At 66.2% G+C, this 22,824-nt stretch carries 29 protein-coding genes and 1 tRNA gene; 12 read left to right on the top strand and 18 right to left on the bottom strand.

The genetic code is table 11. The annotated features are described in order from the left end of the window. Nucleotides 1-19: 19 nt before the first annotated feature. Both QGN30_RS09105 and QGN30_RS09100 read right to left on the bottom strand, forming a co-directional pair. Nucleotides 20-397 carry a type II toxin-antitoxin system death-on-curing family toxin gene (locus QGN30_RS09105; RefSeq protein ID WP_009954685.1) on the bottom strand — a complete coding sequence of 126 codons (378 nt, stop codon included), beginning with the start codon at nt 395-397 and terminating at the stop codon, nt 20-22. Next, a complete protein-coding gene (locus QGN30_RS09100) occupies nt 394-600 on the bottom strand; it encodes a hypothetical protein (RefSeq protein ID WP_026071253.1) in 207 nt (68 codons plus the stop codon). Before QGN30_RS09100 ends, QGN30_RS09105 begins: the two co-directional genes overlap by 4 nt. 102 nt (nt 601-702) lie before the next feature. Here QGN30_RS09100 and QGN30_RS09095 point away from each other — a divergent pair, with 102 nt between their 5' ends. Next, entirely contained in the window at nt 703-918 is a 216-nt protein-coding gene (locus QGN30_RS09095) for a hypothetical protein (protein ID WP_009954684.1), read from the top strand. A gap of 41 nt (nt 919-959) precedes the next feature. Here QGN30_RS09095 and QGN30_RS09090 read toward each other — a convergent pair. The 3 genes from QGN30_RS09090 to pgm form a co-directional block, all read right to left on the bottom strand. After that, a tRNA-Ala gene (locus QGN30_RS09090) sits at nt 960-1,032 on the bottom strand. Nucleotides 1,033-1,072: 40 nt separating this feature from the next. Further along, complete coding sequence (locus QGN30_RS09085; protein ID WP_014385537.1) at nt 1,073-2,254, bottom strand: MFS transporter; 1,182 nt, start codon at nt 2,252-2,254, stop codon at nt 1,073-1,075. A 92-nt stretch (nt 2,255-2,346) separates the two neighbouring features. After that, nucleotides 2,347-3,990 (bottom strand): phosphoglucomutase (alpha-D-glucose-1,6-bisphosphate-dependent), encoded by a 1,644-nt coding sequence (gene pgm, locus QGN30_RS09080; RefSeq protein ID WP_014385538.1) that lies wholly within the window; start codon nt 3,988-3,990, stop codon nt 2,347-2,349. Between the two features lie 102 nt (nt 3,991-4,092). Between pgm and crcB (QGN30_RS09075) the strand changes: the two genes are divergently transcribed. Beyond that, nucleotides 4,093-4,491: a fluoride efflux transporter CrcB gene (crcB, locus tag QGN30_RS09075; RefSeq protein WP_008259297.1), complete on the top strand. Its 399-nt coding sequence runs from the start codon at nt 4,093-4,095 to the stop codon at nt 4,489-4,491. Continuing rightward, nucleotides 4,488-4,865, top strand: coding sequence for a fluoride efflux transporter CrcB (gene crcB / locus QGN30_RS09070; RefSeq protein ID WP_009954680.1), 378 nt, complete (start codon nt 4,488-4,490; stop codon nt 4,863-4,865). Before crcB (QGN30_RS09075) ends, crcB (QGN30_RS09070) begins: the two co-directional genes overlap by 4 nt. Before the next feature lies 1 nt (nt 4,866). Here the strand turns inward: crcB (QGN30_RS09070) and QGN30_RS09065 are convergent, their stop codons facing one another. Together QGN30_RS09065 and QGN30_RS09060 are read right to left on the bottom strand one after the other, a co-directional pair. Beyond that, complete coding sequence (locus tag QGN30_RS09065; RefSeq protein ID WP_009954679.1) at nt 4,867-5,484, bottom strand: GNAT family N-acetyltransferase; 618 nt, start codon at nt 5,482-5,484, stop codon at nt 4,867-4,869. 1 nt (nt 5,485) lies between these two features. Then, the gene (locus tag QGN30_RS09060; protein WP_029384705.1) at nt 5,486-5,842 is read right to left on the bottom strand and encodes a DUF488 domain-containing protein; all 357 of its coding nucleotides are present in this window, start codon (nt 5,840-5,842) and stop codon (nt 5,486-5,488) included. Between the two features lie 55 nt (nt 5,843-5,897). Between QGN30_RS09060 and QGN30_RS09055 the strand changes: the two genes are divergently transcribed. Further along, nucleotides 5,898-7,172, top strand: a complete 1,275-nt coding sequence (locus QGN30_RS09055; RefSeq protein WP_248923184.1) for an HNH endonuclease — start codon at nt 5,898-5,900, stop codon at nt 7,170-7,172. Between the two features lie 3 nt (nt 7,173-7,175). On the opposite strand, the gene QGN30_RS09050 is transcribed toward QGN30_RS09055, so the two are convergent. After that, nucleotides 7,176-8,096, bottom strand: coding sequence for an HpcH/HpaI aldolase/citrate lyase family protein (locus QGN30_RS09050; protein ID WP_009955149.1), 921 nt, complete (start codon nt 8,094-8,096; stop codon nt 7,176-7,178). A 341-nt stretch (nt 8,097-8,437) separates the two neighbouring features. On the opposite strand from QGN30_RS09050, the gene QGN30_RS09045 reads away from it, so the two are divergent. The 3 genes from QGN30_RS09045 to QGN30_RS09035 all read left to right on the top strand — a co-directional run bounded on the left by QGN30_RS09045 (nt 8,438) and on the right by QGN30_RS09035 (nt 10,960). Next, nucleotides 8,438-8,710 (top strand): WGxxGxxG family protein, encoded by a 273-nt coding sequence (locus QGN30_RS09045; RefSeq protein ID WP_014380816.1) that lies wholly within the window; start codon nt 8,438-8,440, stop codon nt 8,708-8,710. Nucleotides 8,711-8,909: 199 nt separating this feature from the next. Continuing rightward, nucleotides 8,910-9,476 carry a hemerythrin domain-containing protein gene (locus QGN30_RS09040; protein ID WP_248923185.1) on the top strand — a complete coding sequence of 189 codons (567 nt, stop codon included), beginning with the start codon at nt 8,910-8,912 and terminating at the stop codon, nt 9,474-9,476. Between the two features lie 20 nt (nt 9,477-9,496). Further along, nucleotides 9,497-10,960 carry a protein adenylyltransferase SelO gene (locus QGN30_RS09035; protein WP_009955147.1) on the top strand — a complete coding sequence of 488 codons (1,464 nt, stop codon included), beginning with the start codon at nt 9,497-9,499 and terminating at the stop codon, nt 10,958-10,960. A 2-nt stretch (nt 10,961-10,962) separates the two neighbouring features. On the opposite strand, the gene QGN30_RS09030 is transcribed toward QGN30_RS09035, so the two are convergent. The 4 genes from QGN30_RS09030 to QGN30_RS09015 are packed head-to-tail and all read right to left on the bottom strand — an operon-like array spanning nt 10,963 to nt 13,170. After that, nucleotides 10,963-11,790 (bottom strand): LLM class F420-dependent oxidoreductase, encoded by an 828-nt coding sequence (locus tag QGN30_RS09030; RefSeq protein WP_009955146.1) that lies wholly within the window; start codon nt 11,788-11,790, stop codon nt 10,963-10,965. Between the two features lie 39 nt (nt 11,791-11,829). Continuing rightward, on the bottom strand, nt 11,830-12,228 hold the full coding sequence (locus QGN30_RS09025; protein WP_009955144.1) for a DUF4267 domain-containing protein: 399 nt from the start codon (nt 12,226-12,228) through the stop codon (nt 11,830-11,832). Nucleotides 12,229-12,286: 58 nt separating this feature from the next. Then, complete coding sequence (locus QGN30_RS09020; RefSeq protein ID WP_008259319.1) at nt 12,287-12,559, bottom strand: hypothetical protein; 273 nt, start codon at nt 12,557-12,559, stop codon at nt 12,287-12,289. A gap of 14 nt (nt 12,560-12,573) precedes the next feature. Beyond that, a complete protein-coding gene (locus QGN30_RS09015; protein ID WP_014380820.1) occupies nt 12,574-13,170 on the bottom strand; it encodes a TetR/AcrR family transcriptional regulator in 597 nt (198 codons plus the stop codon). A 98-nt stretch (nt 13,171-13,268) separates the two neighbouring features. On the opposite strand from QGN30_RS09015, the gene QGN30_RS09010 reads away from it, so the two are divergent. Then, nucleotides 13,269-14,273 (top strand): oxygenase MpaB family protein, encoded by a 1,005-nt coding sequence (locus tag QGN30_RS09010; RefSeq protein WP_014380821.1) that lies wholly within the window; start codon nt 13,269-13,271, stop codon nt 14,271-14,273. On the opposite strand, the gene QGN30_RS09005 is transcribed toward QGN30_RS09010, so the two are convergent. Beyond that, nucleotides 14,254-14,592, bottom strand: a complete 339-nt coding sequence (locus QGN30_RS09005) for a DUF732 domain-containing protein (protein ID WP_014942721.1) — start codon at nt 14,590-14,592, stop codon at nt 14,254-14,256. The two genes, QGN30_RS09010 and QGN30_RS09005, sit on opposite strands and share 20 nt — an antisense overlap. Before the next feature lie 129 nt (nt 14,593-14,721). Between QGN30_RS09005 and QGN30_RS09000 the strand changes: the two genes are divergently transcribed. The 4 genes from QGN30_RS09000 (at nt 14,722) to QGN30_RS08985 (ending at nt 18,086) form a co-directional block, all read left to right on the top strand. After that, entirely contained in the window at nt 14,722-16,176 is a 1,455-nt protein-coding gene (locus QGN30_RS09000) for a phospholipase D-like domain-containing protein (RefSeq protein WP_136245782.1), read from the top strand. Nucleotides 16,177-16,256: 80 nt separating this feature from the next. Further along, nucleotides 16,257-17,120: a phytanoyl-CoA dioxygenase family protein gene (locus tag QGN30_RS08995; protein WP_248923186.1), complete on the top strand. Its 864-nt coding sequence runs from the start codon at nt 16,257-16,259 to the stop codon at nt 17,118-17,120. 54 nt (nt 17,121-17,174) lie between these two features. Next, complete coding sequence (locus QGN30_RS08990) at nt 17,175-17,681, top strand: DUF2505 domain-containing protein (protein ID WP_038538771.1); 507 nt, start codon at nt 17,175-17,177, stop codon at nt 17,679-17,681. Between the two features lie 45 nt (nt 17,682-17,726). Further along, nucleotides 17,727-18,086: a DUF732 domain-containing protein gene (locus QGN30_RS08985; RefSeq protein ID WP_038537215.1), complete on the top strand. Its 360-nt coding sequence runs from the start codon at nt 17,727-17,729 to the stop codon at nt 18,084-18,086. A gap of 16 nt (nt 18,087-18,102) precedes the next feature. Here the strand turns inward: QGN30_RS08985 and QGN30_RS08980 are convergent, their stop codons facing one another. From QGN30_RS08980 to QGN30_RS08960, 5 genes are all read right to left on the bottom strand, one after another. Further along, complete coding sequence (locus tag QGN30_RS08980) at nt 18,103-18,435, bottom strand: hypothetical protein (RefSeq protein WP_014383065.1); 333 nt, start codon at nt 18,433-18,435, stop codon at nt 18,103-18,105. 172 nt (nt 18,436-18,607) lie between these two features. Beyond that, nucleotides 18,608-18,898, bottom strand: coding sequence for a hypothetical protein (locus QGN30_RS08975; RefSeq protein ID WP_225331895.1), 291 nt, complete (start codon nt 18,896-18,898; stop codon nt 18,608-18,610). An 8-nt stretch (nt 18,899-18,906) separates the two neighbouring features. Next, nucleotides 18,907-20,862 (bottom strand): hypothetical protein, encoded by a 1,956-nt coding sequence (locus QGN30_RS08970; RefSeq protein WP_014383066.1) that lies wholly within the window; start codon nt 20,860-20,862, stop codon nt 18,907-18,909. Between the two features lie 9 nt (nt 20,863-20,871). Further along, the gene (locus tag QGN30_RS08965; RefSeq protein ID WP_225331030.1) at nt 20,872-21,174 is read right to left on the bottom strand and encodes an RNA 2'-phosphotransferase; all 303 of its coding nucleotides are present in this window, start codon (nt 21,172-21,174) and stop codon (nt 20,872-20,874) included. A gap of 80 nt (nt 21,175-21,254) precedes the next feature. Then, nucleotides 21,255-22,775, bottom strand: a complete 1,521-nt coding sequence (locus QGN30_RS08960) for an adenylate/guanylate cyclase domain-containing protein (RefSeq protein WP_014383067.1) — start codon at nt 22,773-22,775, stop codon at nt 21,255-21,257. Nucleotides 22,776-22,824 lie beyond the last annotated feature (49 nt).

Below are 22,824 nucleotides of genomic sequence, written 5' to 3'. Positions count from 1 at the left end.
CCGGCGTGGTTCGCAGCGGTCACGGGTGGCTCCAGCCGCGCAGTTGTGCCGCAATGTCGTCGAGACCGGCCATCGCACCGGTGGCCACCCGGATCACCAAATCGAAGCGATCGTCCTCGGGCGCACTGATCCACTGGGCGTTGATTGCCAGGAACGTCCGGCAGGCCGCCCACCCGAGTCGCTTGTTCCCGTCCACCAGCGCGTGATTCCGTGTCAGCGAATGCAGCAGTGCGGCGGCCTTGACGTGGGGATCCGGGTAGGCGTCCTGGCCGAAGATGGAGGCTCGAGGACGCGCCAGAGCGGATTCAAGCAAGCCGTAATCCCGGACAATGACGTCCACTCCGACGGCTTTTCGGGCAATTTCCAGAAGATCCTCGAGGTCCAGATAGTCCGTCATGCGTCCTTGAGGCGCTCCAGAACACCTGCCTCCTCGCGAAGCACGCGCTGCAGCGCATCGGCGACCTTGGCCTTGTGCGCCCGCCGGGCGATGTACTCGTCGATGGCCGACAGCGCGACGGCCTGCATCGATCGGCCTTCCGCACTGGCCTGCCTGCGCAGCGCTTCCGCCTGCTGTTCACTGGGCCGAAGAGTCATTCCCATAGCCGAATGATACCGGACTGATACCACGGCGCGCCTAGTGATGTGTGATGCAGGCCACATCTGCGCGTTATATGTTGCGGGCGTCACAACCAAGGAGATTTCATGGTGGGCGTGAATCGTACGAACAAGGCCATGGTCACGCCTCGTTCCGGCGCAGCGGTCAATTCGCACCGGCTGTTCATGGCGTTTCTGGCCGTCACGATATTCATCAGCGCGGTCGCCGGCGTCGTCGCCGCGGCGTCGACGGGACACGAGACCGCCGCGCTCGTCATCGCGCTCGTGGCCGGCGGGAGTTTCATGACCGCCGCATTCTGCTAAATCCGCGACGTCGATCGGCGCGATGCGCCCAGTTATTTCGGTGGAGCTAAGGGGACTCGAACCCCTGACCCCCACACTGCCAGTGTGGTGCGCTACCAGCTGCGCCATAGCCCCAAGTCGTGCTCATCGAAGCTACACCACCGGTAACCGTCCTTCAAAGTTGCTGCTCAGGAAGATTCAGCGTGTGCGGAGACGGCAAGGGGTCGGGCTCCGGAACGGGCACCGTCCGGGTCTCCGGCGCCACCACCCAGCCCACCGCGGCGATCAGCAAAACGATGCCGCTGATGATGAAACCCCAGCCGTAGCTCAGCCGCTCGGCGACCCAACCGAGCGTCATGGATCCGACGATCGCGCCCAGGTCGGACATCATCTGCACGGCCGCCACCGGACTGCCCGCGCGCGCCTCACTGCCCAGGATGTCGGCGACGGCGGCCTGCATCGGCGACATGTAGATGCCCGTCACCGCCCCCACCACCACCGCGGCGACCAGAAACCTCGGCAATGACGACGCCGCGCCCAAGAAGATGGTCGCCGCGCCGGACAACGCCAGGCCCACGATCATCAACGTGCGCCGTCCCATCCGGTCGGACAGGTAGCCACTGGGGATCATGGCCAGCGCGTTGCCCCCGGCGAATGCCGCGAGCGCAATGCCGATGACGCCGACGCCGCGGCCCATGACGTCGGTGATGAACAAGGGGACCAGGGCGACACGAAGGCCGAACGCCGACCAACCGGTCGCGAAATTGGCCCCGAGCGAGGACCAATAGGCGCGCACGCGCAACGCCTCTCGCATCGTCACCGTCGACCGCGTCGGCGGCCCCGGGGCCGCCAGGGCCGAATTCCGCAAGCCGAAAAACAGCACCACCGCCACACCGAGCAAAGCGACGCCGTACACGATGAACGGCGCGGTGAGCCCCCAACCGGCCGCCAGGGCGCCGACGGCCGGGCCGCCCACGGCCCCGACCATGAACGACGTGGTGAAAAGGCCCGCGACCCGTCCGCGGGCGTCGGGCGGGCTGATATGGATCATCAGTCCCAGCGCCGAAACATAAAACATTGTCGATCCGATTCCGCTGATGACGCGGAAAGCCATCAATTGCCAGTAAGCCTGGGAAAACGCACACGCGCCGGTGGAGACCGCGACGATCACCATCCCGCCGATGTAGATCCGCCGCTCCCCCAACCGCTGGACCAGCTGCCCGCTGACCGGCGCAAAACACAGGCGGGCCAACGAAAAGACGGTGACTAAGAAAGTCACCGCCTTGATGCTGACGCCGAAACTGCGGGCGAAAGACGGCAGCGCCGGTGAAATGACTCCGTAACCAAGCGCGACCATGATATTTGCCCAGCTAAGGATCCAAACTTCGCGCGGCAGACGGGTCGAACGCGACGCGCGTCCCCCCGGACGGGTAAGGCGGAGGGAAAGGGTCACCCAATGACTTTATTAACTACCTCGCGCGCAGTTTCTTGCACCTCGGCTAAATGCTCTTCTCCGTTGAAAGATTCCGCATAAATCTTGTACACGTCTTCGGTTCCCGACGGTCGCGCGGCAAACCACGCGTTGGCTGTCGTCACCTTCAATCCGCCCAATGCGGCCCCATTCCCGGGTGCCGCGGTCAGCTTGGCGGTGATGGGCTCCCCCGCCAGTTCCGTCGCGGTCACCTCGTCGGCGGACAGCTTGGCGAGCCGGGCCTTTTGGTCGCGGTCGGCGGGCGCGTCGACCCGCGCGTAGAACGGCGTGCCGTATTCGGCGGTCAACTGTTGATAGCGCTGGGAGGGACTCGTCCCCGTGACGGCCAGCATTTCCGAGGCCAGGAGGGCCAGGATGATGCCGTCCTTGTCGGTGGTCCACACGGACCCGTCGCGCCGCAGGAACGACGCACCGGCCGATTCCTCGCCGCCGAAGCCGATGCCGCCCTCGATCAGGCCGTCGACGAACCACTTGAAGCCGACCGGCACCTCGATGAGCTTGCGGCCGATGCCGGCGACCACCCGGTCGATCATCGACGAACTGACCGCGGTCTTGCCGACCGCGATGCCGCCCGGCCACGACGGCCGCTGCGTGTACAGGTATTCGATGGCCACCGCCAGGTAGTGGTTCGGGTTGAGCAGCCCCGCGTCGGGCGTGACGATGCCGTGGCGGTCCGAGTCGGCATCGTTGCCCGTGGCGATCTGGTAGCGGCCGGGGTTGTCGGACATCCCGCGGATGAGTCCCGCCATCGCGTCCGGTGAGCTGCAGTCCATCCGGATCTTGCCGTCGTGGTCGAGCGTCATAAACCGCCATGTCGCGTCGACCAGCGGATTGACCACGGTCAGATCCAGGCGGTGACGGGTGGCGATCTCGCCCCAGTAGTCCACGCTCGCCCCGCCCAGCGGGTCGGCGCCGATCCGCACCCCGGCCGCGCGGATGGCATCGATGTCGACCACGTTGGGCAGGTCGTCGACATAGTTACCGAGGTAGTCGTGGCGCTGCGCGGTCTGTAGCGCGCGGGCCAGCGGGATGCGCTTGACGCCCGAGCCGTCGCGCAGAATCTCGTTGGCGCGCTTGGCGATTGCGTTGGTGGCGTCGGTGTCGGCCGGGCCACCGTTGGGCGGGTTGTATTTGAAGCCTCCGTCCGAGGGCGGGTTGTGCGACGGCGTCACGACGATCCCGTCGGCCGGCGCGTCGGTGCGACCGCGGTTGTAAGTGAGGATGGCGTGGCTGACCGCCGGGGTCGGCGTGTACCGGTCGCGGGAATCGATCATGGCGACGACGTCGTTGGCGGCCAGCACCTCCAGCGCGGAGACCCAGGCCGGCTCGGAGAGGCCGTGCGTGTCCCGGCCGATGAACAACGGGCCTGTAATGCCGTGGGCGGTGCGGTACTCGACGATGGCCTGGGTGATCGCCAGGATGTGCGCCTCGTTGAACGCCCCATTGAGCGCCGACCCGCGGTGGCCCGACGTGCCGAATGCCACCTGCTGGGCGACGTCGCCGGGATCGGGCTGAATCGAGTAATAGGCCGTCAGCAGGTGGGGCAGATCGACAAGGTCTTCGGGTTGGGCCGGCTGACCGGCGCGAGGGTTGGCCACCATGGTTACCAATTCTGCCCGTCTCCCGCCGCCCCCGGCCTGCGCCGGTCTGGACTCCCGCCATACGCTGCGTAGCGCACCGGCAAACGAAGGGAATCGACGCCAGTGGCGCAACGGGACTATCGCGAATTGGCCGCGGTGTTTGCCGGTGGGGCGCTGGGTTCCCTGGCCCGGGCCGCCCTGAGCGACCTCGCCGGTGGCCACCCAGAGAGCTGGCCGTGGCCGACGTTCACGGTCAACATCGTCGGGGCGTTTCTGGTGGGCTACTTCACCACCCGGCTGCTGGAGCGGTTGCCGACGTCGAGCTATCGGCGCCCGCTGCTGGGCACCGGATTGTGCGGCGGTTTAACGACTTTCTCCACGATGCAGGTCGAGACGGTGAGGATGATCGAGCACGGTCATTGGGGGCTGGCCGTCGGCTACACCGTCGCCAGCATCGTGCTCGGGCTGCTGGCGGTGCACCTGGCCACCAAGTTGGTGCGCCGGGTGCGGGTGCGCCGATGACCACCGCGACGACTGCCGTGGTGTGGCTGGGCGTCGCGTTCATCGGCGGCGTCGGATCGGTGCTGCGCTTTGTGATCGACCGTGCGGTCGCGCGCCGGGTGTCCCGGCCGTTCCCGTTCGGCACGCTCGTCGTAAACATCAGTGGCGCAGCGCTTCTCGGATTTCTCGGGGGTCTGGCGCTCAACAAGGAGGCCGCCCTGCTGGCCGGCACGGCATTCGTCGGCGCCTACACCACGTTTTCGACCTGGATGCTCGAAACGCAGCGACTCGGCGAGGAGCGCCAGCTGCGCTCCTCGCTCGCCAACATCGTCGTCAGCGTGGTGTTGGGCGTAGCGGCGGCGTTCATCGGGCAGCGCCTCGCCGAGCTGTTCTGAGTCAGGCGCGCGGGATGTCGTCGGGGGTGCGGGGCAGCACGTACAGGGCCATGCGCCGATTCGCCATGTCGTGTTCGCCGAGGAATGCGCAGCCGCCGCGCTCACAGAACTTGCGCGCCAACGCATTGCGGTGGTCGGGGTCGAACATGATTCGGCGACACCGGGGATCGAGCGTGAAGATGCTGCCCACCAAGTGCGGCAGCAGGTAACCGACGTGTCCCCGCTGGATGTAATCCAAATCGGCGACCGCGACGTGCAAGCCCAGATCGTAGGGATCGTGGTCGTAGCGGGTGGCGATGGAATCCTTTGCTGCCCTGTACAACTCGATATAGGCGCGGTCCACCCCGTCGTGCAGCGCCAGGAACGGACGAGAAAAGCCCCCGTCGAGCTGCGCCCGCAGGTATCGATGCCACCGCGCCACCGGCCAGTGGGACTCCCAGGCTTCGACCAGGTGCGGGCGGCCCATCCACTCGGCGATCATCTCGGCGTCGGCGTCCGGCTCGGCAAGACGCAAACCGTACGGCTCGGGCAGGTCCGGGATCGGCGGCGGCGGGACGCTGCGGATCTCCTCGGGAAGATCAGTCAATTCCCGGGGGAGGACGCGTTCCGCGTCGCTCATGTCAGTGGGCTCCGAGGACCTTCGCCAGGACGACCGCCTGGCTGATGTCCACCTCGCGGGTGGCCGTGACCAACGTGACCGGGCCCCGCTTGGCAAGCTTGCGCAACTCCGCCAGCGCGGCGCTGTCGCGCAGTTCCGCCTCGTAACGGGAGGTGAACTCGTCGAATCGTTCGGCCCGGTGTTGGTACCACTCGCGGAGGTCCTTCGAGGGTGCGACCTCCTTGCACCAGATGCCCACCCGCGGGTCGTCTTTGCGCATGCCGCGCGGCCAGACCCGATCGACCAGCACGCGCTGACCCTCGTCAGCGCTGACGTCGTCGTAGACCCGCACGACTCGGATCCGCCCTCTGGGGCTCACATGCCCAGAGTAGCCACGGGCCCGCTTGTCAGTGGGCACAATTACTATCGAAAGTATGTTCGAGGAATTGACCGCCGTCGATCCGGCAGCCGACGAATCGTCGCTGGTAGAGCGTATCGCCGAGCTGGAGACGCTCAAGTCCGCGGCGGCCGCCGGCCAGGCCCGGGCGGCGGCCGCCCTGGACGCGGCGCGTCGAGCCACCGAAGCGGCCACCGGGGTGCCCGCCGCGCGCCGCGGACGCGGCGTGGCAAGCGAGGTTGCCCTGGCGCGACGGGACTCCCCCGCGCGGGGCGGCCGGCATCTGGGTTTCGCCAAAGCCCTGGTGCACGAGATGCCGCATACGCTGGCCGCCCTGGAATGCGGGGCCCTGTCGGAGTGGCGGGCGACGCTGATCGTGCGCGAGAGCGCATGCCTGGACGTCGAGGACCGTCGCGCCTTGGACGCGGAGATGTGTGCCGACCCGTCGAGCCTGAGCGGCATGGGCGACGCGCGAGTGGCCGCGGCCGCGAAGGCGATCGCCTACCGGCTCGATCCGCACGCCATCGTCGAGCGGGCGGCCAAGGCCGAGGAAGGCCGCACCGTCACCATCCGCCCGGCGCCCGACACCATGAGCTATGTCACCGCGTTATTGCCGGTGGCTCAGGGGGTTTCGGTGTATGCCACGCTGCGCCGCGAGGCAGACACCTGCGGCGACGGGCGAACGCGCGGGCAGGTGATGGCCGACACCCTGGTGGAAAGGGTCACCGGCCGCAGCGCAACGGTCCCCACCCCGGTCGCGGTCAACCTCGCGCTGACCGACGAGACGCTGCTCGGCGGTGACGATGCGCCGGCCGACGTCGCCGGCTACGGCCCCATCCCCGCGTCGGTCGCGCGCAGCATGGTCGCCGAGGCCGCCGCCGATCGACGTTCGCGAGCGACCCTGCGCAGGCTCTACACGCATCCCCAATCCGGGGCGCTGGTGGCCATGGAGTCACGAGCGCGACTCTTCCCGCAGGGCCTGGCCGCGTTCATCGGGCTCCGCGATCAACACTGCCGCACTCCCTACTGCGACGCGCCGATCAGGCACCGCGACCACGCGCAGCCGTGGGCCGACGGCGGCCCGACCACCGCGGACAACGGCCTCGGATTGTGCGAACACTGCAACTACGTCAAGGAAAATGCGGGGTGGCGGGTGAGCACGAGCGTCGACGAAAACCACACCCATACGGCGCTTTTCACGACGCCCACGGGCACAACCTACTGTTCGACGGCGCCGCCGCGCGGCCCCACCATCACGATGAGCAAGCTCGAAGTCCGCGTCGGCGTCGCGCTCGCGCGACATGCGGCCTGACACTCAGTAGTGATAGGTGTCCGACGGCGCGGGTGAGTGATCGCGCTCTTCCTCGTCGATGTCCAACGCCTCGATACCGTACGCGCGAGCCAGCTCGAGGATCTTGGTCGCCCGAGCGATGCGGGGCAGATCGGAGCCGTTGCGGATCTCTCCCCCGTCACGTTCGAACTCGGCGAAAAACTCTTTCGCCCAAGAAATTTCGTCCTGCGACGGCGACAGACCCTCATTGACGACGGCGCACTGGTCGGGTGTCAGGCAGATCTTGCCGGTCATCCCGAACTGGGTGGAGACCGCCGTGGCCTCGATCAGTTTCAGCGGATTGGAGCCGATGGTCGGGCCGTCGATCGCGCTGGGCAGGTCGGCGGCCTTGGAGGCGATGGTGAAGCGAGATCGCGTGTAGGCCAGCGTCGCCGGGTCGTCCCCGAAGCCGGTGTCGCGGCGGAAGTCCCCGATACCGAACGCCAGCCGGAAGGTTCCCTTGGTCGCGGCGATCTCGGTGATGCGCTCGAGGCCTCGGGCCGTTTCGACCAGGGCCACGATCGGCACGTCGGGCAGCCGCTTCGCGGTCTCGGTGACGTGGTCGACCGATTCGACCATCGCCAGCATCACCCCGCCGACCGGGGTGGTGGCCAGGGCGGCCAGGTCGTCCGCCCACCAGGGGGTGCCGAAGCCGTTGATGCGGACCCAGTCCACGTTGCCGGCGCCCAGCCAACTCACCACGTTGTCGCGCGCGACGTGCTTGTCTTTGGGCGCGACCGCGTCCTCGATGTCGAAAACGACGATGTCGGCGCGCGAGTCCACCGCGGACTGGAACCGGTCGGGATGCGTGCCGTTGACCAGTAGCCAGCTTCGGGCCAGTACCGGGTCGATGCGAGAGCCGATGTCTTCGGGTGCGGCGGCGCTGCTGTTGACCTGTTCGTACATTTCGCTGATCTGTCGTCTTCTCGTGGTTTCGAACGGCGGGCGTGTGCCCCTTAACCGTAGCGATGTCCCGAACAACTGGTCGGGCAATCCCCCGCGGACGTGCTGACGCCTCGGCCGCGCCGCCCGCGGAGTTCCTGAGCGGAGCGGCGAATCGCCGGACGGGCCAGCAAACGAAACGCACCCGCCGCTGAGTTTCGCCGTGGCCGCCCGGGGTAGCCACCTTCCTGGACGTCGCGGCCGCCGGCCGACGCCGTTTCCTGCGGAGACTAGAGCACCCTGGTCCCCAAATGCCTCTCGATCAGCCGTCTGGCCGCGACCGAGAAAACCCATTAGGAGTAAACATGCGTAGGGCCATTGCAATCGTTTCAACCACCGGGGCGCTGTTGTTCGGTGGAGCAGGTGTCGCCAATGCCGCCGTTCCGAGCGCCCCGGCGCCGTCGCCGACCACAACGACGTTGGCGGACAACGACAATAGTCAGCACAGCGACAACAGCGGACTGTGGGGCCTTCTCGGCCTCCTCGGCTTGGGCGGGCTTGCCGGGCTGATGCGCCGCAAGGACGCCGCCGCGCGGCCCGGCGTCGCACCGACCACCCCTCGCGACCGCGGCGTCTAGCCCCTTCGCCGACCTGTGGGCACCGGGTTTGGCGACGAAATATATTGTTTCCCAACGTATCCCGGTTTCAGTTAGCCCTGCCGAACGGTGTCCCGCACCGCGGGGCGCCGTTTGGCCGTTTCTGCAGCGGGTATACCTAGCCAAGCCGCACACAGCCCAGCGTGCGTTTCACAACTCCCGATCACTGGAGGTATCGGCGATGGCCGACATGATTATCCAGTCACCCGACGAGGTCGTCGCGTTCCTGAAAGCACAGCACAACCTCATCGAGGACATGTTTGACCAGGTGCTGCACGCTACGGATCCCAAAGCGCGGGAAGAGCGGTTCGCGGCGCTGCGCCAACTGCTGGCGGTCCATGAAACCGCCGAGGAAATGATCGTGCACCCGCGCGCACGCAAGGAGGCCGACGACGGCGACGCCATCGTCGACGCCCGCCTGAATGAAGAGCATGGGGCCAAGGAGCTGCTGTCGCAGATCGAGCAGCTCGACGTCACCTCGCAGCGGTTCATCGACGAACTCACCAAACTGCGCGAGGCCGTGCTCGAGCACGCCAAGCAGGAGGAGACCGAGGAATTCCCGGTCCTCACACGCCAGCTCGACGACGACGATCTCAAGCGGATGGGCACGGCGGTGCGCGCCGCCGAAGCCATCGCGCCGACCCACCCCCACCCAGGCGTCGAGTCGGCAAAGCTGAACTTTGCACTCGGCCCGTTTGCCTCCATGCTCGATCGCGCCCGCGACCTCATCGGACATGCCGTCGGCTGAGTTTCCGTAGGCTCGATCAAATGAGCGTTGCCCCGGACACCACCGTTGCCCTGCAAGACCGGTTCTTCCGCGAATTGCCGGAAATGGCGGTCCGCCGGCAAGCCGAGACATTTCCCGGGTTGCGGTTGCTCGTGCTCAACGACCGGCTCGCCGAGAGCCTCGGGCTCGACGCAGCCTGGCTGCGCGGCGACGACGGGCTGCGCTTCCTGACGGGCAACCTGGTGCCCAGCGGGGCCGCCCCCGTCGCCCAGGCCTATGCGGGGCATCAATTCGGCGGCTTCGTCCCTCGATTGGGCGACGGGCGCGCGCTGCTCCTCGGCGAGCTCGTCGACACCGACGGGCGGCTGCGCGACATCCACCTGAAAGGCTCCGGAGCCACACCGTTCGCCCGGGGCGGGGACGGCCTGGCGGCCGTCGGACCGATGCTGCGCGAATACATCGTCAGCGAGGCGATGCACGCGTTGGGCGTTCCGACGACACGGTCGTTGGCCGTGGTCGGCACCGGCCGCCCGGTGTATCGCGAGACCACACTGCCGGGCGCCGTGCTGACCCGGGTGGCCAGCAGCCACCTGCGGGTGGGCAGCTTCCAATACGCCGCGGCCACCGGCAACAAGGACCTGCTGCGCCGCCTCGCCGACCATGCAATCGCCCGCCATCATCCCGCCGCGGCCGAGGCCGAACGCCCTTATCTCGCATTGTTCGAAGCGGTCGTCGCGGTCCAGGCCGCGCTGATCGCCCAGTGGATGTTGGTCGGGTTCGTTCACGGGGTGATGAACACCGACAACATGACGATCTCCGGGGAAACGATCGACTATGGTCCCTGCGCGTTCATGGACGCCTACGACCCGGACACGGTCTACAGTTCGATCGATTTCTGGGGCCGCTACGCCTACGGCAACCAGCCGGTCATCGCCGGTTGGAACCTCGCGCGCTTCGCCGAGACACTCCTTCCGTTGCTGTCGGACAGCAGCGAGGAGTCCATCGCACTGGCGGAGCAGTCGTTCGGGGTGTTCCAAGCCCGCTACGACGCGGTGTGGACCTCGGGCATGCGGGCCAAACTCGGCCTCTCCGCCGGCGTCGACGCCGAATTCGCCACGGCCTTGGTCGAGGAGCTACTCCTTCTGCTCAAACAGAACCACGTCGACTACACGTCGTTCTTCCGACAGCTCAGCCATGTGGCGCGAGGCGACGCGGAGCCCGCGCGCGGACTGTTCATGGACCTGGCCGGCTTTGACGCGTGGTTGGCGCGTTGGCAAGCATTGCGCCCCGACGCCGACGCGATGGATCGCACCAACCCGATCTATATCCCGCGCAACCATCTGGTCGAGGAGGCCCTCACCGCGGCGACGGACGGCGATCTCGCGCCCGTCGAGCGGCTCCTGGCGGCGGTGACCGAGCCGTACGTGGAACGGCCCGGTTGGGAGCGCTACGCCAGTCCCGCCCCCGAGGACTTCGGGAAGTACCAAACCTTCTGCGGCACTTAGCCTTACGCTAGCTTAGCGAACTCGTCCTGCAACTCATCGAGGCGTTGCAGCGTCTGATCCCGCGGTTCCGTCGGCAGGTTCACCAAGAGGTGTTGCAATCCCAAATCTCGGTAGCCCTCGAGCTCAGCCGCCGTGGCCTCCCCGCCGTGGAAGTGGATCACCGGCACGTCCTGGCCGACCAGCTCGCGCAGTTGGTCCAGCTGCGGTGCTAGCTCTCCCGCCGAGCCTGTCATCGAGAGCCAGCCCGCGTTGAGCCGGGCGATGCGTTTGAAGCCCGCGGGTCCACAGCCCAGATACAGCGGCGGATACGGTTGCTGCACGGGCTTGGGCCAGCTGTAGATGGGGTCGAAGTCCACGAATTCACCATGAAATTCGGCCTTTTCGCTCGTCCAGATCTGGATCATCGCGTCGAGGCGCTCGTCGACCACGCGTCCCCGGACCGCGGGATCGACGCCGTGGTTGGCGATCTCTTCGCGCAGCCACCCCACGCCCACGCCGAAGCGGAATCGACCCTGCGACACCAGGTCCAGCGACGCAACCTCCTTGGCGACGTGGATCGGATCGCGCTGCGGCACCAACGCGATGCCGGTGCCCACGAGGAGCCTCTCGGTGACGGCCGCCGCCGCCGTCAGCGCGACAAACGGATCGAGTGTGCGGTAGTACTTTCGCGGAATCGGTCCCCCGCTGGGGTACGGAGTTTTCGCGTCGACCGGAATGTGCGAGTGCTCGGCGAGAAAGAGCGATTCAAAACCGCGCTGCTCGAGCGCCTTACCCAAGTCCGCCGGAGCGATGCCCTCGTCGGTAACAAATGTCAGCACACCGAAACCCATGCCGCTCAGTCAACAGCATCTCCGCTCGGCTGTCAGCGCTCAGGCAGGCTCTGGCGCTTCGCCCGTCCGCCTGGCCGGACGTACCGCGCCCCACAGCCCAGTGACGATCCCGACGACGGCGCCGCCCAGGCCGATCAGTTGCTGCGAGGGCTTCAACTCGCTGTGCACGCTCAACCCGCCGACCAGGTCGGCCACGTCGGCTCCGGCGGAGGCCAGGAACCAGCCGCGGGTGTTCTTGCCGCGCAGCGCCGCGCCGGCCAGCAGTGCACCGATCAGCGCGTCGCGATAACCCATCGATCGCAACAACAGTTGCGCCGTCGGCGTCGGCTCCTCGGGGTCGCCCCACAATTTGTTTGCGCGCAGGGGGTCAACGAGAAACGAAACGCCAGAGGCGAGCCGAATGGTGCCCGCGGAGAGGCCGAACCGGTCGATTGACATGGTCCCTGAGCCTAGGAGCAAAAGCCCGTCTCGCGCACGCATTCGCTCCGAATGCCGGTCATGGCGCCGGGCATGCGTCGGCGATCTGCAGCGCGGCCGGCCACAGCACCGTGGCCACACCGAAGGCGAAGGCGTCGGCGGCGGCGGGTGACACCACTTCTATCCTTGCGTGAATTCGCTGGGTCTGCTCGGGGTGAAAAACGGTCCACGCGAAACCGATACAGAGGTAGGGAATCGCGAGCCACACGGCCAGCTCGATCAGCCCGCCGATGCTGACCTTGCGCCCGAGGACGCGCCGTACCGGGTCCATCGCATGTTCGATTTGGCCCATCACCGCACTCCCCGCTACCGCAACACCAGCTTCAAAGCGTAATCGACGACCGCGTCGAGATCATTGCCCAAATGACCGGCGAGCCACTGCTGGGCAAGCTCGGCCATCGCGCCGGTGTACATCGCCGCGGCGACCTCGGCGGCCACCGGATCGGAACCCGGGTTGAGACGCCAGCCCTCGGTCAGTACCCCCTGGCGCAACATGTCCTGGGTGGCGCGGCGGCGAGCGGCCAGCACCCGGTTGGTGCGCGCATCGGTGAACAACACGCGGCCGCGCCGCGGATCGGCCGAGGAGAAGCCCAGCACGGCCGCGATGCCGGCGCGGGTGCGCGCGCCCAGCGAATCCCCCGCCTCCTCGATAGCGGCCGCGATCACCTCGGCGAGCTGCTCACTCACCCGGTCGTACACCGCGCCGAGCAGATCGTCGGTGTCGCCGAAGCTCTCGTAGAAATACCGGGTATTCAACCCGCACTCCCGGCAGACCGAGCGCACCGAGACGGCGGCCTCGCCCCCGCTGCCGAACAGGCGATACGCGGCCTCGACGAGCAGCGCACGACGCTCGGCGCGGCGGTCCTTGAGCGGTACACCGGCCCACCGGGTGGGACTCGACATCCCTACAGCGTAGGTCGACACGGCGCGGGTCTTGTCACACCCGTAACCAAAACATATTCTGGTTACAGTCGTGACCAGAAGTCCCGAGGGAGTGATTCGTGTTCCTGCCACACCAGATAGTCGGGCAGATGATCAACAAGCGGTTGGACGACACCATGCGGCGGCGCTTCTTCCGCGGCATGGAATTCGCCGCGCCCGTCGGCGATCCGGGCTGGTTCGGTCCCGACAGCGCCGTGTGGCGCGTGCATTCGCACCTGCCCGCCTTGATCTTCGGCCTGTATTGCGCCGCCTTCATGGAATCCCTGGACCCGTCGATCTACTGGATGGGCATGCACCATTCGCGCCTGATCAAGCGCGACAGCAACGGAAACCCGATATCGCGCGTGCCGCAGATCGACCCCGAGGGCGCCGCGACGCGGCTGGGCCACTCGGTCGCCTTCTTCATCGGCACGGCGTACGGGTCGACGGAAACCGCCGAGCGCCTGGCGACGTCCGTGCGCGCGATGCATCACACCATCAAGGGCACCCGTCCCGACGGAGCCCGCTACGACGCCGACGATCCCGAGTGGCTGCGATGGAACTACGCGACGGTCGTCTGGGGGCTGGCCACCGCGCACGAGCTTTATCACCCAATGCCGTTGCGCGGCAAGAACCTCGACCGCTATTACGGCGAGTTCGTCCGGGTCGGACACGCCCTGGGCGGTACCGATCTGCCGACCACCAAGGCCGAGACGCTCGAGTGCCTGGAGTCGTACTTGCCGAAATTGGCTGTGACTCATGGGAAAGCGATGGGCACCGGCCCCAACGTCCCCATGCCGCAGGCGGCCGTCGATTGGGCCATTCGCGACACGATGCCGAAATGGGCCAAGCAGCTGCTGCAGCACCGTGACCCCAACATCATCGAACGCACCGCCCGTCGTACCGCGGTGTGGTCGATCATCAACGGGATCAACGCCGCGGCGGGCCCGACACCGGAGTTTCGGCAGGCCCAGGCCCGGGTCAAAGGAGGCACCACCGTTCCCCACACCGTGCCGATCTACGTGCCCGGCACCGATCAGGTCCGCACCCGCTCCGAGGTGGAGCTCAGCTTCCAGTCGGTGTAACCGGCTGCCCTAGGTGCTGGGGGCAGTAAGCGCTCGCGGCGATCATGGTGAACTGCGCGGCGCCGTCCACGGTGAACCCCGGATTGCTCGACGACACGTTGTGGATGACGTCGACCTGGGGATGGCCCTGGTCCATCAGCTCGCACGCCCTTTTGCCGACCCCGACCGCGGTGGCGGGGCTCTCATAGGTGATGCCGGCCTTGTTGAGCGCGGTCAGGAAGCTCACATCCGCGGCTGAATTGCCGGCCGGATCGGCGTGCGCAGGCGTGGCCACACCGATGAAGACGACGAAGCCCGCAAGCACTACAGGGATGCGCATGGCTTTCATCTTGGTACAGAGCCGCGGTCCTGGCGCCGGCAGCCCTTGGCCACCTGGGCGAAGGGCCTGGGTGTGGTACACAGTGGCTATGTCCGCGCTGACCCATCAACCCTGTTGAGAGCCCCAGCGGTGCACGACGATCGACTGCTGAGTCCCGGCCAGACGTGCTGGCGTACGGCGCGTGCCGACAAGTTCGCCCCCATCGTCGATGCGGCGGACTACTTCAAACACGCCAAGGCGGCGATGCTGCGCGCCCGCCGCCGAATCATGCTGATCGGCTGGGATTTCGACTCCCGAGTGACGTTCGAGCGCGGCCGCAAGACCCTGCCCGGCCCGAACCAGCTGGGCACCTTCCTTTATTGGATGCTGTGGAAGCGGCCGGGTCTGGACATCTACCTGCTGAAGTCCAATTTGCGTCTGCTCCCGGCCTTCGATGGCCTCTGGTACGGGCTTGCCCCGGTATCGCTGGTGAACCAGATCAGCAGTAAGCGAATGCATTTCGCCATCGACGGCGCCCATCCGCTCGGCTCGGTGCATCATCAGAAGATCGTCGTCGTCGACGACGCGGTGGCCTTCTGCGGCGGCATCGACCTCACCCTTGACCGCTGGGACACCCGCGCCCATGAGCATGTCAACCGCCACCGCCGCACGGCACGCCGCAGCTACGGGCCACGGCACGACGTCGCGGCCGCGGTCGACGGTGCGGCGGCGCGGGCCCTTGGCGAGCAAGCGTTGGCGCGGTGGCAAACGGCGACGAAACAAGCGTTGGCGCCCGTGGAGGCACGGCACAGCGCGTGGCCCGGCAAGCTGGAACCGACGCTGCGCAACGTGGACATCGGGATCGCGCTCACCCTGCCAGAGCTGGACGATCGCCCCGAGGTCCGCGAGGTCGAGGCGCTCAACCTTGCCGCCATAGCGGCGGCCCGCGACACCATCTACGTGGAGAACCAATACCTGGCGTCGCGCACCATCGCCGACGCCCTGGCGGCGCGGCTGCGAGAAGCCGACGGCCCGGAGATCGTCATCGTGCTTGCGCGCAAAGGCAATAACCCGCTCGAACGGGGAACGATGGACAGCGCACGCCACCTCCTGCTTCACCAGCTGTGGGAGGCCGACGAGCATGACCGGTTGGGCATCTACTGGCCGGTGACCGACCGCGGCGCGCCGATCTACATCCACTCCAAGGTGCTGGTGGTCGACGATCGGCTGCTGCGGATCGGGTCGTCGAATTTCAACAACCGGTCATTGGGATTCGACAGCGAATGCGATGTGGCCATCGAGGCGCCGCCGGCGAGTTCCGACGATGACGTGCGCCGTGAAATCGCCTCCGTGCGAAACGGTTTGGTGGCCGAGCACTTAGGGGTGTCGCCCGGCGAGCTCAACAGAGCGATCGCCGAACACCGGTCGGTGCACAAGGCCGTCGAGGCGCTTCGAGGCGACGGCAAGACGTTGCAGCCCTTCACCGAGCGCACCGTGGCCGATGAGGCGGGCCCGCTGGCCGAGAACGAGCTGATGGACCCCGACCATGTGCCACGGTCGCTGAGCCGAAGCGTGCAACGCTTCATCACCGGCCTTCGGGGTTAACGCGCCGGCGATTAGGGTGTGAGTCGAACCGGACTCGGCCTAGTCTGGGCAGAAGTGCCAGTGGACTAAGGACGAGCACCATGAGCATCGACGACGAATCCGTCACCACGTTGGAGGACCTTCGGGGCGACCTGGCGCAGCGGTACAAGAGGACGCCGACGGGCGGAAGTTCGATCGACAGCGCAATCGCCGAAGCCGACATGGCGGACCTCGACCGCGACGGCTACGTCATCTGGGAGAACCTGCTGAGCGCCGAAGAATGCGCGCACATTCGGCAGACCGTGCGGCCGTGGCTCGGGCATACCGGACGCAACTCGTTCGAGGGCCGGCGTACGCAGCGGATCTACAGCGTGCTGAGCAGGACACGGGTGTGCGATCGGCTTGTCGACCATCCCCGGGTGCTCGCCGCCCTCGACCGGTTGCTGATGCCCAACTATCTGCTTTCGGCGTTGCAGGCCATCAACATTCAGCCCGGCGAGGCCGCACAGCTGGCTCACCATGACGACGGCTTTTACCCGATTCCGCGCCCTCGCGCGCCGCTGGCGGCCGCCACGATCTGGGCGATCGACGACTTCACCGCCGACAACGGCGCCACGGTCCTGTACCCGGGGAGCCACCGGTGGGGCAGGCGCCGGCCGGACTCCGACGACGAGGCGTTGCCGGTGGTCATGCCCGCCGGCTCCTGCGTCTTCTTCGTCGGCACCCTCTGGCATGGCGGGGGTGCCAACAACACCGCCCACGAGCGGCTGGCCATCACCGCTCAATACTGTGAGCCGTGGCTGCGGCCGATGGAGGCCTATACGTTGTCGGTGTCGCGCGACATCGCGCGCACGGTCTCCGACGACATCCGCCGCATGCTCGGCTACAGCATCCACCCGCCGTTCGTCGGCAACGTCGATGGCTTGCATCCGTTGCGGCTGTTGGGATCTGGTCCCGAGGCGTAGATGCGGGGCGGCTTCACCGCCTCGGACGATCCGCCTCTGCAAGAATGGTCCGATATGTCGCGCTCATTCGACGTCCTGACCGAGTCGCCCGCCAGCGTTGAGCAGATTCACGCCGCGTTCGGCCGCGAGGACTATTGGCTGGCCCGCATCGCGGCCGGTGCCGCCGACACCACCTTGGATTCACTGGTGGCCGACGCCGACGGCACGGTGACGGTGCGCACGACTCAACGCCTCGGTCGTCAGCTCCTGCCCGGGCTGGTCGCCAAATTCGTTACCGGCGAGTTGAAGATCGTGCAGACCGAGACGTGGCGTCCGGACAGCGATCGCCAGGTGCGTGGGCGGGTCACCGTGTCCGCTTCGGGCGGATTGGGATCAGGCCATGCGGATACGTGGCTGGCGCCGACGGATGACAGCGGTTCGCAACTGCGCGCCGCCCTTCAGGTGAACGTCAAAATCCCTTTGGTGGGCGGCAAACTCGAAAAGTCCATCGGGGCAGGTTTGGCGGAGGGCATCCCCGAGATGCTGCGCTTCACCACTACGTGGATCGCCGAAAACACATAAAACTTCGCTTCGCAGCATTTACGCTCCCTGTCCATGGACCCGAGAGTGTCGGCCGGCATCGGCCACGGCAAGGCCTTGTCTCGGTCGGCACTGATTGCCGCATCGCTGACCGGGCTGGTGTGGCTCGCGCCCACAGCCCACGCCGACCCCGATCCCATCTCCGTCGGCGCTTATCCGCACACACTGAACGTGTTGCATGTGCCGTACGACAATCCGGGCAGGATTGTCGACATCGGGAACAACGTCTGCCAGCAAGCGCGCGGCGGCACCGACTTCGACACCATCTACCCGACGGTGGCGAGCAACGGCTACGCGTCCGCGCAAGCGGGCCAGATCATGGGCGCTGCCGTCGGGACATTCTGTCCCGACATGGAGGCTGCTTTCGACCGCTGGACCAACAGCTAGGCGGGGCCTACTGGCGTCATAACGGTTCGCCGATGTCAGGGAGTAAGGCGATGTCCTCTGGCTGGCCATTACGGAACATCGCTGCGAGGTCGCGGACGCGTCTCTTTGCCCAGTCAACATTGAATTGACTCAAAATCTGATACTCGTATTTGAAACGTTGCGCTCGGTCGCCGACTTGTTTAGCGGCATGGCTCGTAACCACCCCTTCGGTGTACCAGTAGAGAAGGTCGTCGAGGCTGCCCGCCCGGTCGAAGCGGAGTTTTCCGCGCTCGTAGAAGGTGAAGTGGTAGGAACCGTCCTCGGCAACGAAAATGTTCAAACCATCGGTCGTCCGGAAGCCAACCGGCATGGGACGCACGCCGAGCCTTTCCGACAAGCGATCGATTTCACTGTGAAGCGCCGCAGATTTATCGTCCAAGGTGCGGTCCGTGATCATCATGGAAAGGAGTACCCAATAGCGCCTCGTTTACGCCATCTTCGCATGCGGTCGCTGCCCACTACTTTTGACTCCGGGTTCAAACTTAACGCATCTGAAAGGTGTAAAAGTTGCCGATAGCCGTGAGTGCCTGTTTCGTGAGAGTCGGATGCCTTTCGCGCATCACAGCTTCGACATAGTCGCCAGCCTCATTGAGGCTCATGCGATTCCAGTCAGGCTCCACCCTCATCGCTTCGTTAAGAATCGCATGCACCCTCTCATTTGCAACCGTAGCCCTTGATCCGAAATGCTCCTCGAACTCAACTCCATTGCTACCGGGGTAACGGCGCAGATATAGAACAATCGCTTCATTGATGTCGATACCGTCATTCTCCAAGGTCCACCTCACCCATGCCTCTCAAAAATCGTTACTGCTTCTCCTGTGTCTGGATCGATCTGCACAATGCGGCTTATGTTAAGGTTTTCCATCAGACGAGGTATCTCAATATTTTGCCAGACGTTGCCTGGGCGCAAGTTGGAACCAATGATTGCGGTAACTTCTCCTTGCGCGTTTTCCGCGTATGCCGTCGAAGCATCGTCCCAGAACTGTACCGATACCGGATCATGGCGATTCCAGACTGGGAGCGGATCAATCCCGTTGTCTGCGAGCGTCATTTCTAACGTCCTGCCCCCAGTTCCATGAGCGATCAGTTCCGCTACCCCTGAGCCATCGGGACCAACTCCGATCCCGTCGGCTGTTCTGCCCGACCAGTAATATGCGGTATTTGGCTGCGTGGTCGTGATTTCTAGAAGCTGTTCGTACGACGGCAGACTTCCGGGCAGATAGTGACCCGCACTGTCCATTGGGTAAGGGCCATCACCATGGTTACCGTCCAGGATGGAATGGTCGGCCACAAAGGGATCGTGGTGCTCACCAATTGCGGCGGGAAGGTGATCGCCAGCACCTATCGGCGGATGGCTGCCGACGAAGTCGTGTGGGAGAGTGGCGGCGGCGTCGAGGTCAGCCAATTCCCCCGCACGTACGACGGCCGCTCCTTCGCCACCGAAGAGCATCGTGGGCAGCGTGGTGGCGGCGTCGGAGGTCTTGCCGCCCAAATAGTAAGCGAGACTTGGGGAGTCTATTGCGCTCTTGATTTCCGTGAGCCCGGTGCCCACGGGGTTCAGGGCCGTTTCGGCGGTGCCTTTGAGCATCTGCTCCCATGACTTGAGCACACTTGGAGCTCCGGGGCCTCCCTGCCCGAAAAGGTTTTTGATCCCTTGCTCGGTAGCGAACCAACGGTCACTAAAGCCTTCGGAAAATCCCGGTGGCGGCGGGGCCTTCGGCTCGGGTGGAACGTAGTTGGGCATCCCGTTGTCGATCCACTGCTGTGTCTGGCTCACAACGTCATTCAGCCGCGCCTCGATCTGATTCGGCGGCACACCGTCGCGAATCATGGTCTGGCGCGCCATCGCCTTGAAGCTCTCGACATCTGCTGGGTTCAGCCGCGGCGGCGGGACACCGCCGCGCCCGGGTCCGGCAGGTCCAGCCGGCAACAGCATGTCTTGCAGCGACAGGGGCTTGCCAACGGCGCCCGCGGGAACAGGCGGGCCCTTCGGCGAGGCGCCGTCCGTGCCCGCGGTTGCAGGTCCGGCCGGCAACAACATGTCTTGCAACGACCGCGGCGGACTCACGGCGCCGGCGGGAACCGGCGGGCCCTTCGGCGAGGCGCCGTCCGGCCCAGCGTCTGCCGGGCCATCGGGCAACAACATGTCTTGCCACGTCCGTGGCTTGCGCCCTGCTGCCGGATTGGGCGGACCTTGCGGCGGTGCGCCACCACTTGGTGCATGACCGCCGGTATCCAGCGGGACTTCGCCCACGGCAAAGCGGACGGCGGTGGCAAGCTCGTGATCGGCACTGTGGGCGTGCACGTTCAACGCTATGAGCTGATCCTGCAGCAGCTGTTGTTGCGCGGCGAACTCTATGGGATCGCGCCCAATCCACGTGTCGCCCACGTCAATTCGCCAGTCCGGCGTGATGGTCCAGCCATTGGCCTCAGCGGCCCGCTCGATGTCCTCGAGTTCGCGCTTGCATGCGCGCACATCCCCCTCGGCGCGTGCCACCGCCGCGGCTACCTGCCGGGACTCCTGACCGTCGGCCTCGATGTCACGTCGAGCCTTACCGAGGTCAGCGCGAAACGCCTCTCCGGCTTCCCCCTGCCAGCCGCTGAGAACGTTATGCACCTGCTGGAGGTTCTCCCCCAACGCCTGCAAGGTGTTGGCGCGTCCGTTCGCGGTCTCGAACACCTTCTGGATCGCGCCGAGATCCCAACGCTTGACGTCATTGGGGGTCAGCTGCCCCACTCGTGACCCCTACTCCCGCACCGACCGAAAAGCTCGCGCCGACTCGTCCTCGTTGGTGAGGTAGCCGAGCATCGCCTCGGCGACGTGCGACCCCAGGCCGTCCACCTGCAGCTGGTGGTGGTCGTGGCGGGCCTGCCAGCGCGCCGAGAGCTCACCCAGCGCCAGCTCCGAGGATCCGATCCAGCCGGGCGCGGCCGCCGCAAGGCCGTCCTCATGGCTGAAGAAATCCAACGCGGCCTCGCCGATCGCGTTGAACATGTCGTTGCTGCCGACGTGCAGTGCGGCGGGATCGACCTTCAATCCATCTGCCACGAATGTCTCCTACGGCTCGCCGGGATTGCGCTCCGAATCTTAATTTGCTGCGTAGGACCGCGCACTTCACCTCTTGCGGGTCAAGGCGCTGACCAGCTTCTTTCTTCCAGAGTGAAGACCTGCACCGCTGCGGATTTGCCCTTGAGGGTGTGGGGCCCCCGATCGACGAGGCCGACAGGTCGAGAAGCCAGCGCATCGACGCACGACTGGGTGAGCAGGATCGCGTCGCCCGTCGTCTTGGTTAGCTGCTCGACGCGCGCGGCTACGTTGACGGTGTCACCGATCAGCGTGAACTCGAGCTTGCCTCCCCCGCCGATGGTGCCGGCAATTACCACCCCGGTGTTGATCCCGATGCCGATCCGCAGTGCTCCGCCGAAGCGCTCCGCGACCAGCCGCTGGATCCCGACAGCGACATGTACCGCGGCATCGGCGTGTGCCGCAAGGTCGTTCGGTGCGCCGAAGACGGCGAGGGCTCCGTCGCCAAGGAACTTGTTGACGTGCCCCCCGGCGTGGACGACGGCGGGCACGACGATCTCGAACAGCGAGTTGAGCCGGGCGACGGTGTCCTCGGCGGTATTGGCTTCGGCGAACGGGGTGAAATCGCGAATGTCGATGAACATCACGGTCACCTCGCGGCGCTCACCAGTAAACACGTCGTCGCCCTGTTCGAGCAGCCGCGCCGCTAGCGCCGGATCGACGTAGGTGCCGAACGCGCTCTGAAGCCGTTGCCGCTCAGCCAAACCCGCCTGCATGCGGTTGAACGACGCGGCCAGGGCGCCGAGGTCGTCGTCCTGGACGACGGGTAGGCGCTGGCTATAGTCGCCGGCCGCAACGCGTTCGGCGCCCTCGGCGAGGTCGCGGATGGGTTGCAAAGACCTCGAGAATCCGAAACCGACGGTCACCGGCACCGCGAAGGCAACCGCCATCGCGCCTCCGATCAGGATCGAAAGGATCGGGGCGGCAGTGACATTGGACACTCCGGCGAGCAATGCTCCCCCGGTGGCGTACGCGAACGTGGCGGCGACCACCGACACGTTCGATCGCCGGGCGAAAGTCGGGCGGGCGCGTGGCAGCGAATCGCCAAGCTCCGTGTCACCGGCGAGGGCGATCCTGGCTGGGCGGAACGCTCCCTCCACGATGTTGTGATAGGCGACCAGCTGGATCGCCGCCACCACCACAGTGGCCACGATCCCGTATTGCACCAGCCGTGTCCCACCCGCCCCGACCATCGCACCGACGACGACCGCCAACGTGGCGGCCCAGACAGCGGCGCCCCAGACCGCTCGGACAGTCGCCCTGCGAGCGTAAACATAGGTGCCCTGCAACGCTGCCACCCGATCGACGTGGTGGCCGGCCGCCCATTGCTCCGCAGGGCGCACCCACCGGCGCCCCGGGAGTATGAAGATGCACGCAAGCACCACGACCGCGCCGATGGTGACGGACCCGACCTCGATGTAGCGGCCGGACTTCTCGAACGCGACGATTGGCAACGATATGAGTACGGAGTAGATCGGGAGCGAAATGACAAACGCAAGCACCCAACACGCCAAGAGATAACGCGGACCAAACCGATCCCACGTCCACTGTAAGAAGCGGTCCATGCCAGGAGATTAAGCGTCTCGCATCTACGACGCGGCCGTTCTGATGCTG

Source organism: Mycobacterium sp. 3-98, assembly GCF_035918355.1.
Lineage (GTDB): Bacteria > Actinomycetota > Actinomycetes > Mycobacteriales > Mycobacteriaceae > Mycobacterium > Mycobacterium intracellulare.
The sequence above is the reverse complement of the archived record's forward strand: the minus strand, read 5'-3'. Positions and strand labels throughout refer to the sequence as shown.

Bases quoted from the DNA above. Each gene is read 5' to 3' on its own strand.
- QGN30_RS09050 (WP_009955149.1), bottom strand. From the start codon at position 8,096: ATGTACGAACAGGTCAACAGCAGCGCCGCCGCACCCGAAGACATCGGC.
- QGN30_RS09030 (WP_009955146.1), bottom strand. From the start codon at position 11,790: ATGGGTTTCGGTGTGCTGACATTTGTTACCGACGAGGGCATCGCTCCG.
- QGN30_RS09045 (WP_014380816.1), top strand. From the start codon at position 8,438: ATGCGTAGGGCCATTGCAATCGTTTCAACCACCGGGGCGCTGTTGTTC.
- QGN30_RS09085 (WP_014385537.1), bottom strand. From the start codon at position 2,254: ATGGTCGCGCTTGGTTACGGAGTCATTTCACCGGCGCTGCCGTCTTTC.
- QGN30_RS09065 (WP_009954679.1), bottom strand. From the start codon at position 5,484: ATGAGCGACGCGGAACGCGTCCTCCCCCGGGAATTGACTGATCTTCCC.
- QGN30_RS09035 (WP_009955147.1), top strand. From the start codon at position 9,497: ATGAGCGTTGCCCCGGACACCACCGTTGCCCTGCAAGACCGGTTCTTC.
- QGN30_RS09095 (WP_009954684.1), top strand. From the start codon at position 703: ATGGTGGGCGTGAATCGTACGAACAAGGCCATGGTCACGCCTCGTTCC.
- QGN30_RS09055 (WP_248923184.1), top strand. From the start codon at position 5,898: ATGTTCGAGGAATTGACCGCCGTCGATCCGGCAGCCGACGAATCGTCG.
- QGN30_RS08995 (WP_248923186.1), top strand. From the start codon at position 16,257: ATGAGCATCGACGACGAATCCGTCACCACGTTGGAGGACCTTCGGGGC.
- QGN30_RS09105 (WP_009954685.1), bottom strand. From the start codon at position 397: ATGACGGACTATCTGGACCTCGAGGATCTTCTGGAAATTGCCCGAAAA.
- QGN30_RS09040 (WP_248923185.1), top strand. From the start codon at position 8,910: ATGGCCGACATGATTATCCAGTCACCCGACGAGGTCGTCGCGTTCCTG.
- QGN30_RS08990 (WP_038538771.1), top strand. From the start codon at position 17,175: ATGTCGCGCTCATTCGACGTCCTGACCGAGTCGCCCGCCAGCGTTGAG.
- QGN30_RS08960 (WP_014383067.1), bottom strand. From the start codon at position 22,775: ATGGACCGCTTCTTACAGTGGACGTGGGATCGGTTTGGTCCGCGTTAT.
- pgm (WP_014385538.1), bottom strand. From the start codon at position 3,990: ATGGTGGCCAACCCTCGCGCCGGTCAGCCGGCCCAACCCGAAGACCTT.
- QGN30_RS08980 (WP_014383065.1), bottom strand. From the start codon at position 18,435: ATGCCGGTTGGCTTCCGGACGACCGATGGTTTGAACATTTTCGTTGCC.
- QGN30_RS09020 (WP_008259319.1), bottom strand. From the start codon at position 12,559: ATGGGCCAAATCGAACATGCGATGGACCCGGTACGGCGCGTCCTCGGG.
- QGN30_RS09100 (WP_026071253.1), bottom strand. From the start codon at position 600: ATGGGAATGACTCTTCGGCCCAGTGAACAGCAGGCGGAAGCGCTGCGC.
- QGN30_RS09015 (WP_014380820.1), bottom strand. From the start codon at position 13,170: ATGTCGAGTCCCACCCGGTGGGCCGGTGTACCGCTCAAGGACCGCCGC.
- QGN30_RS09005 (WP_014942721.1), bottom strand. From the start codon at position 14,592: ATGCGCATCCCTGTAGTGCTTGCGGGCTTCGTCGTCTTCATCGGTGTG.
- crcB (WP_009954680.1), top strand. From the start codon at position 4,488: ATGACCACCGCGACGACTGCCGTGGTGTGGCTGGGCGTCGCGTTCATC.
- QGN30_RS09025 (WP_009955144.1), bottom strand. From the start codon at position 12,228: ATGTCAATCGACCGGTTCGGCCTCTCCGCGGGCACCATTCGGCTCGCC.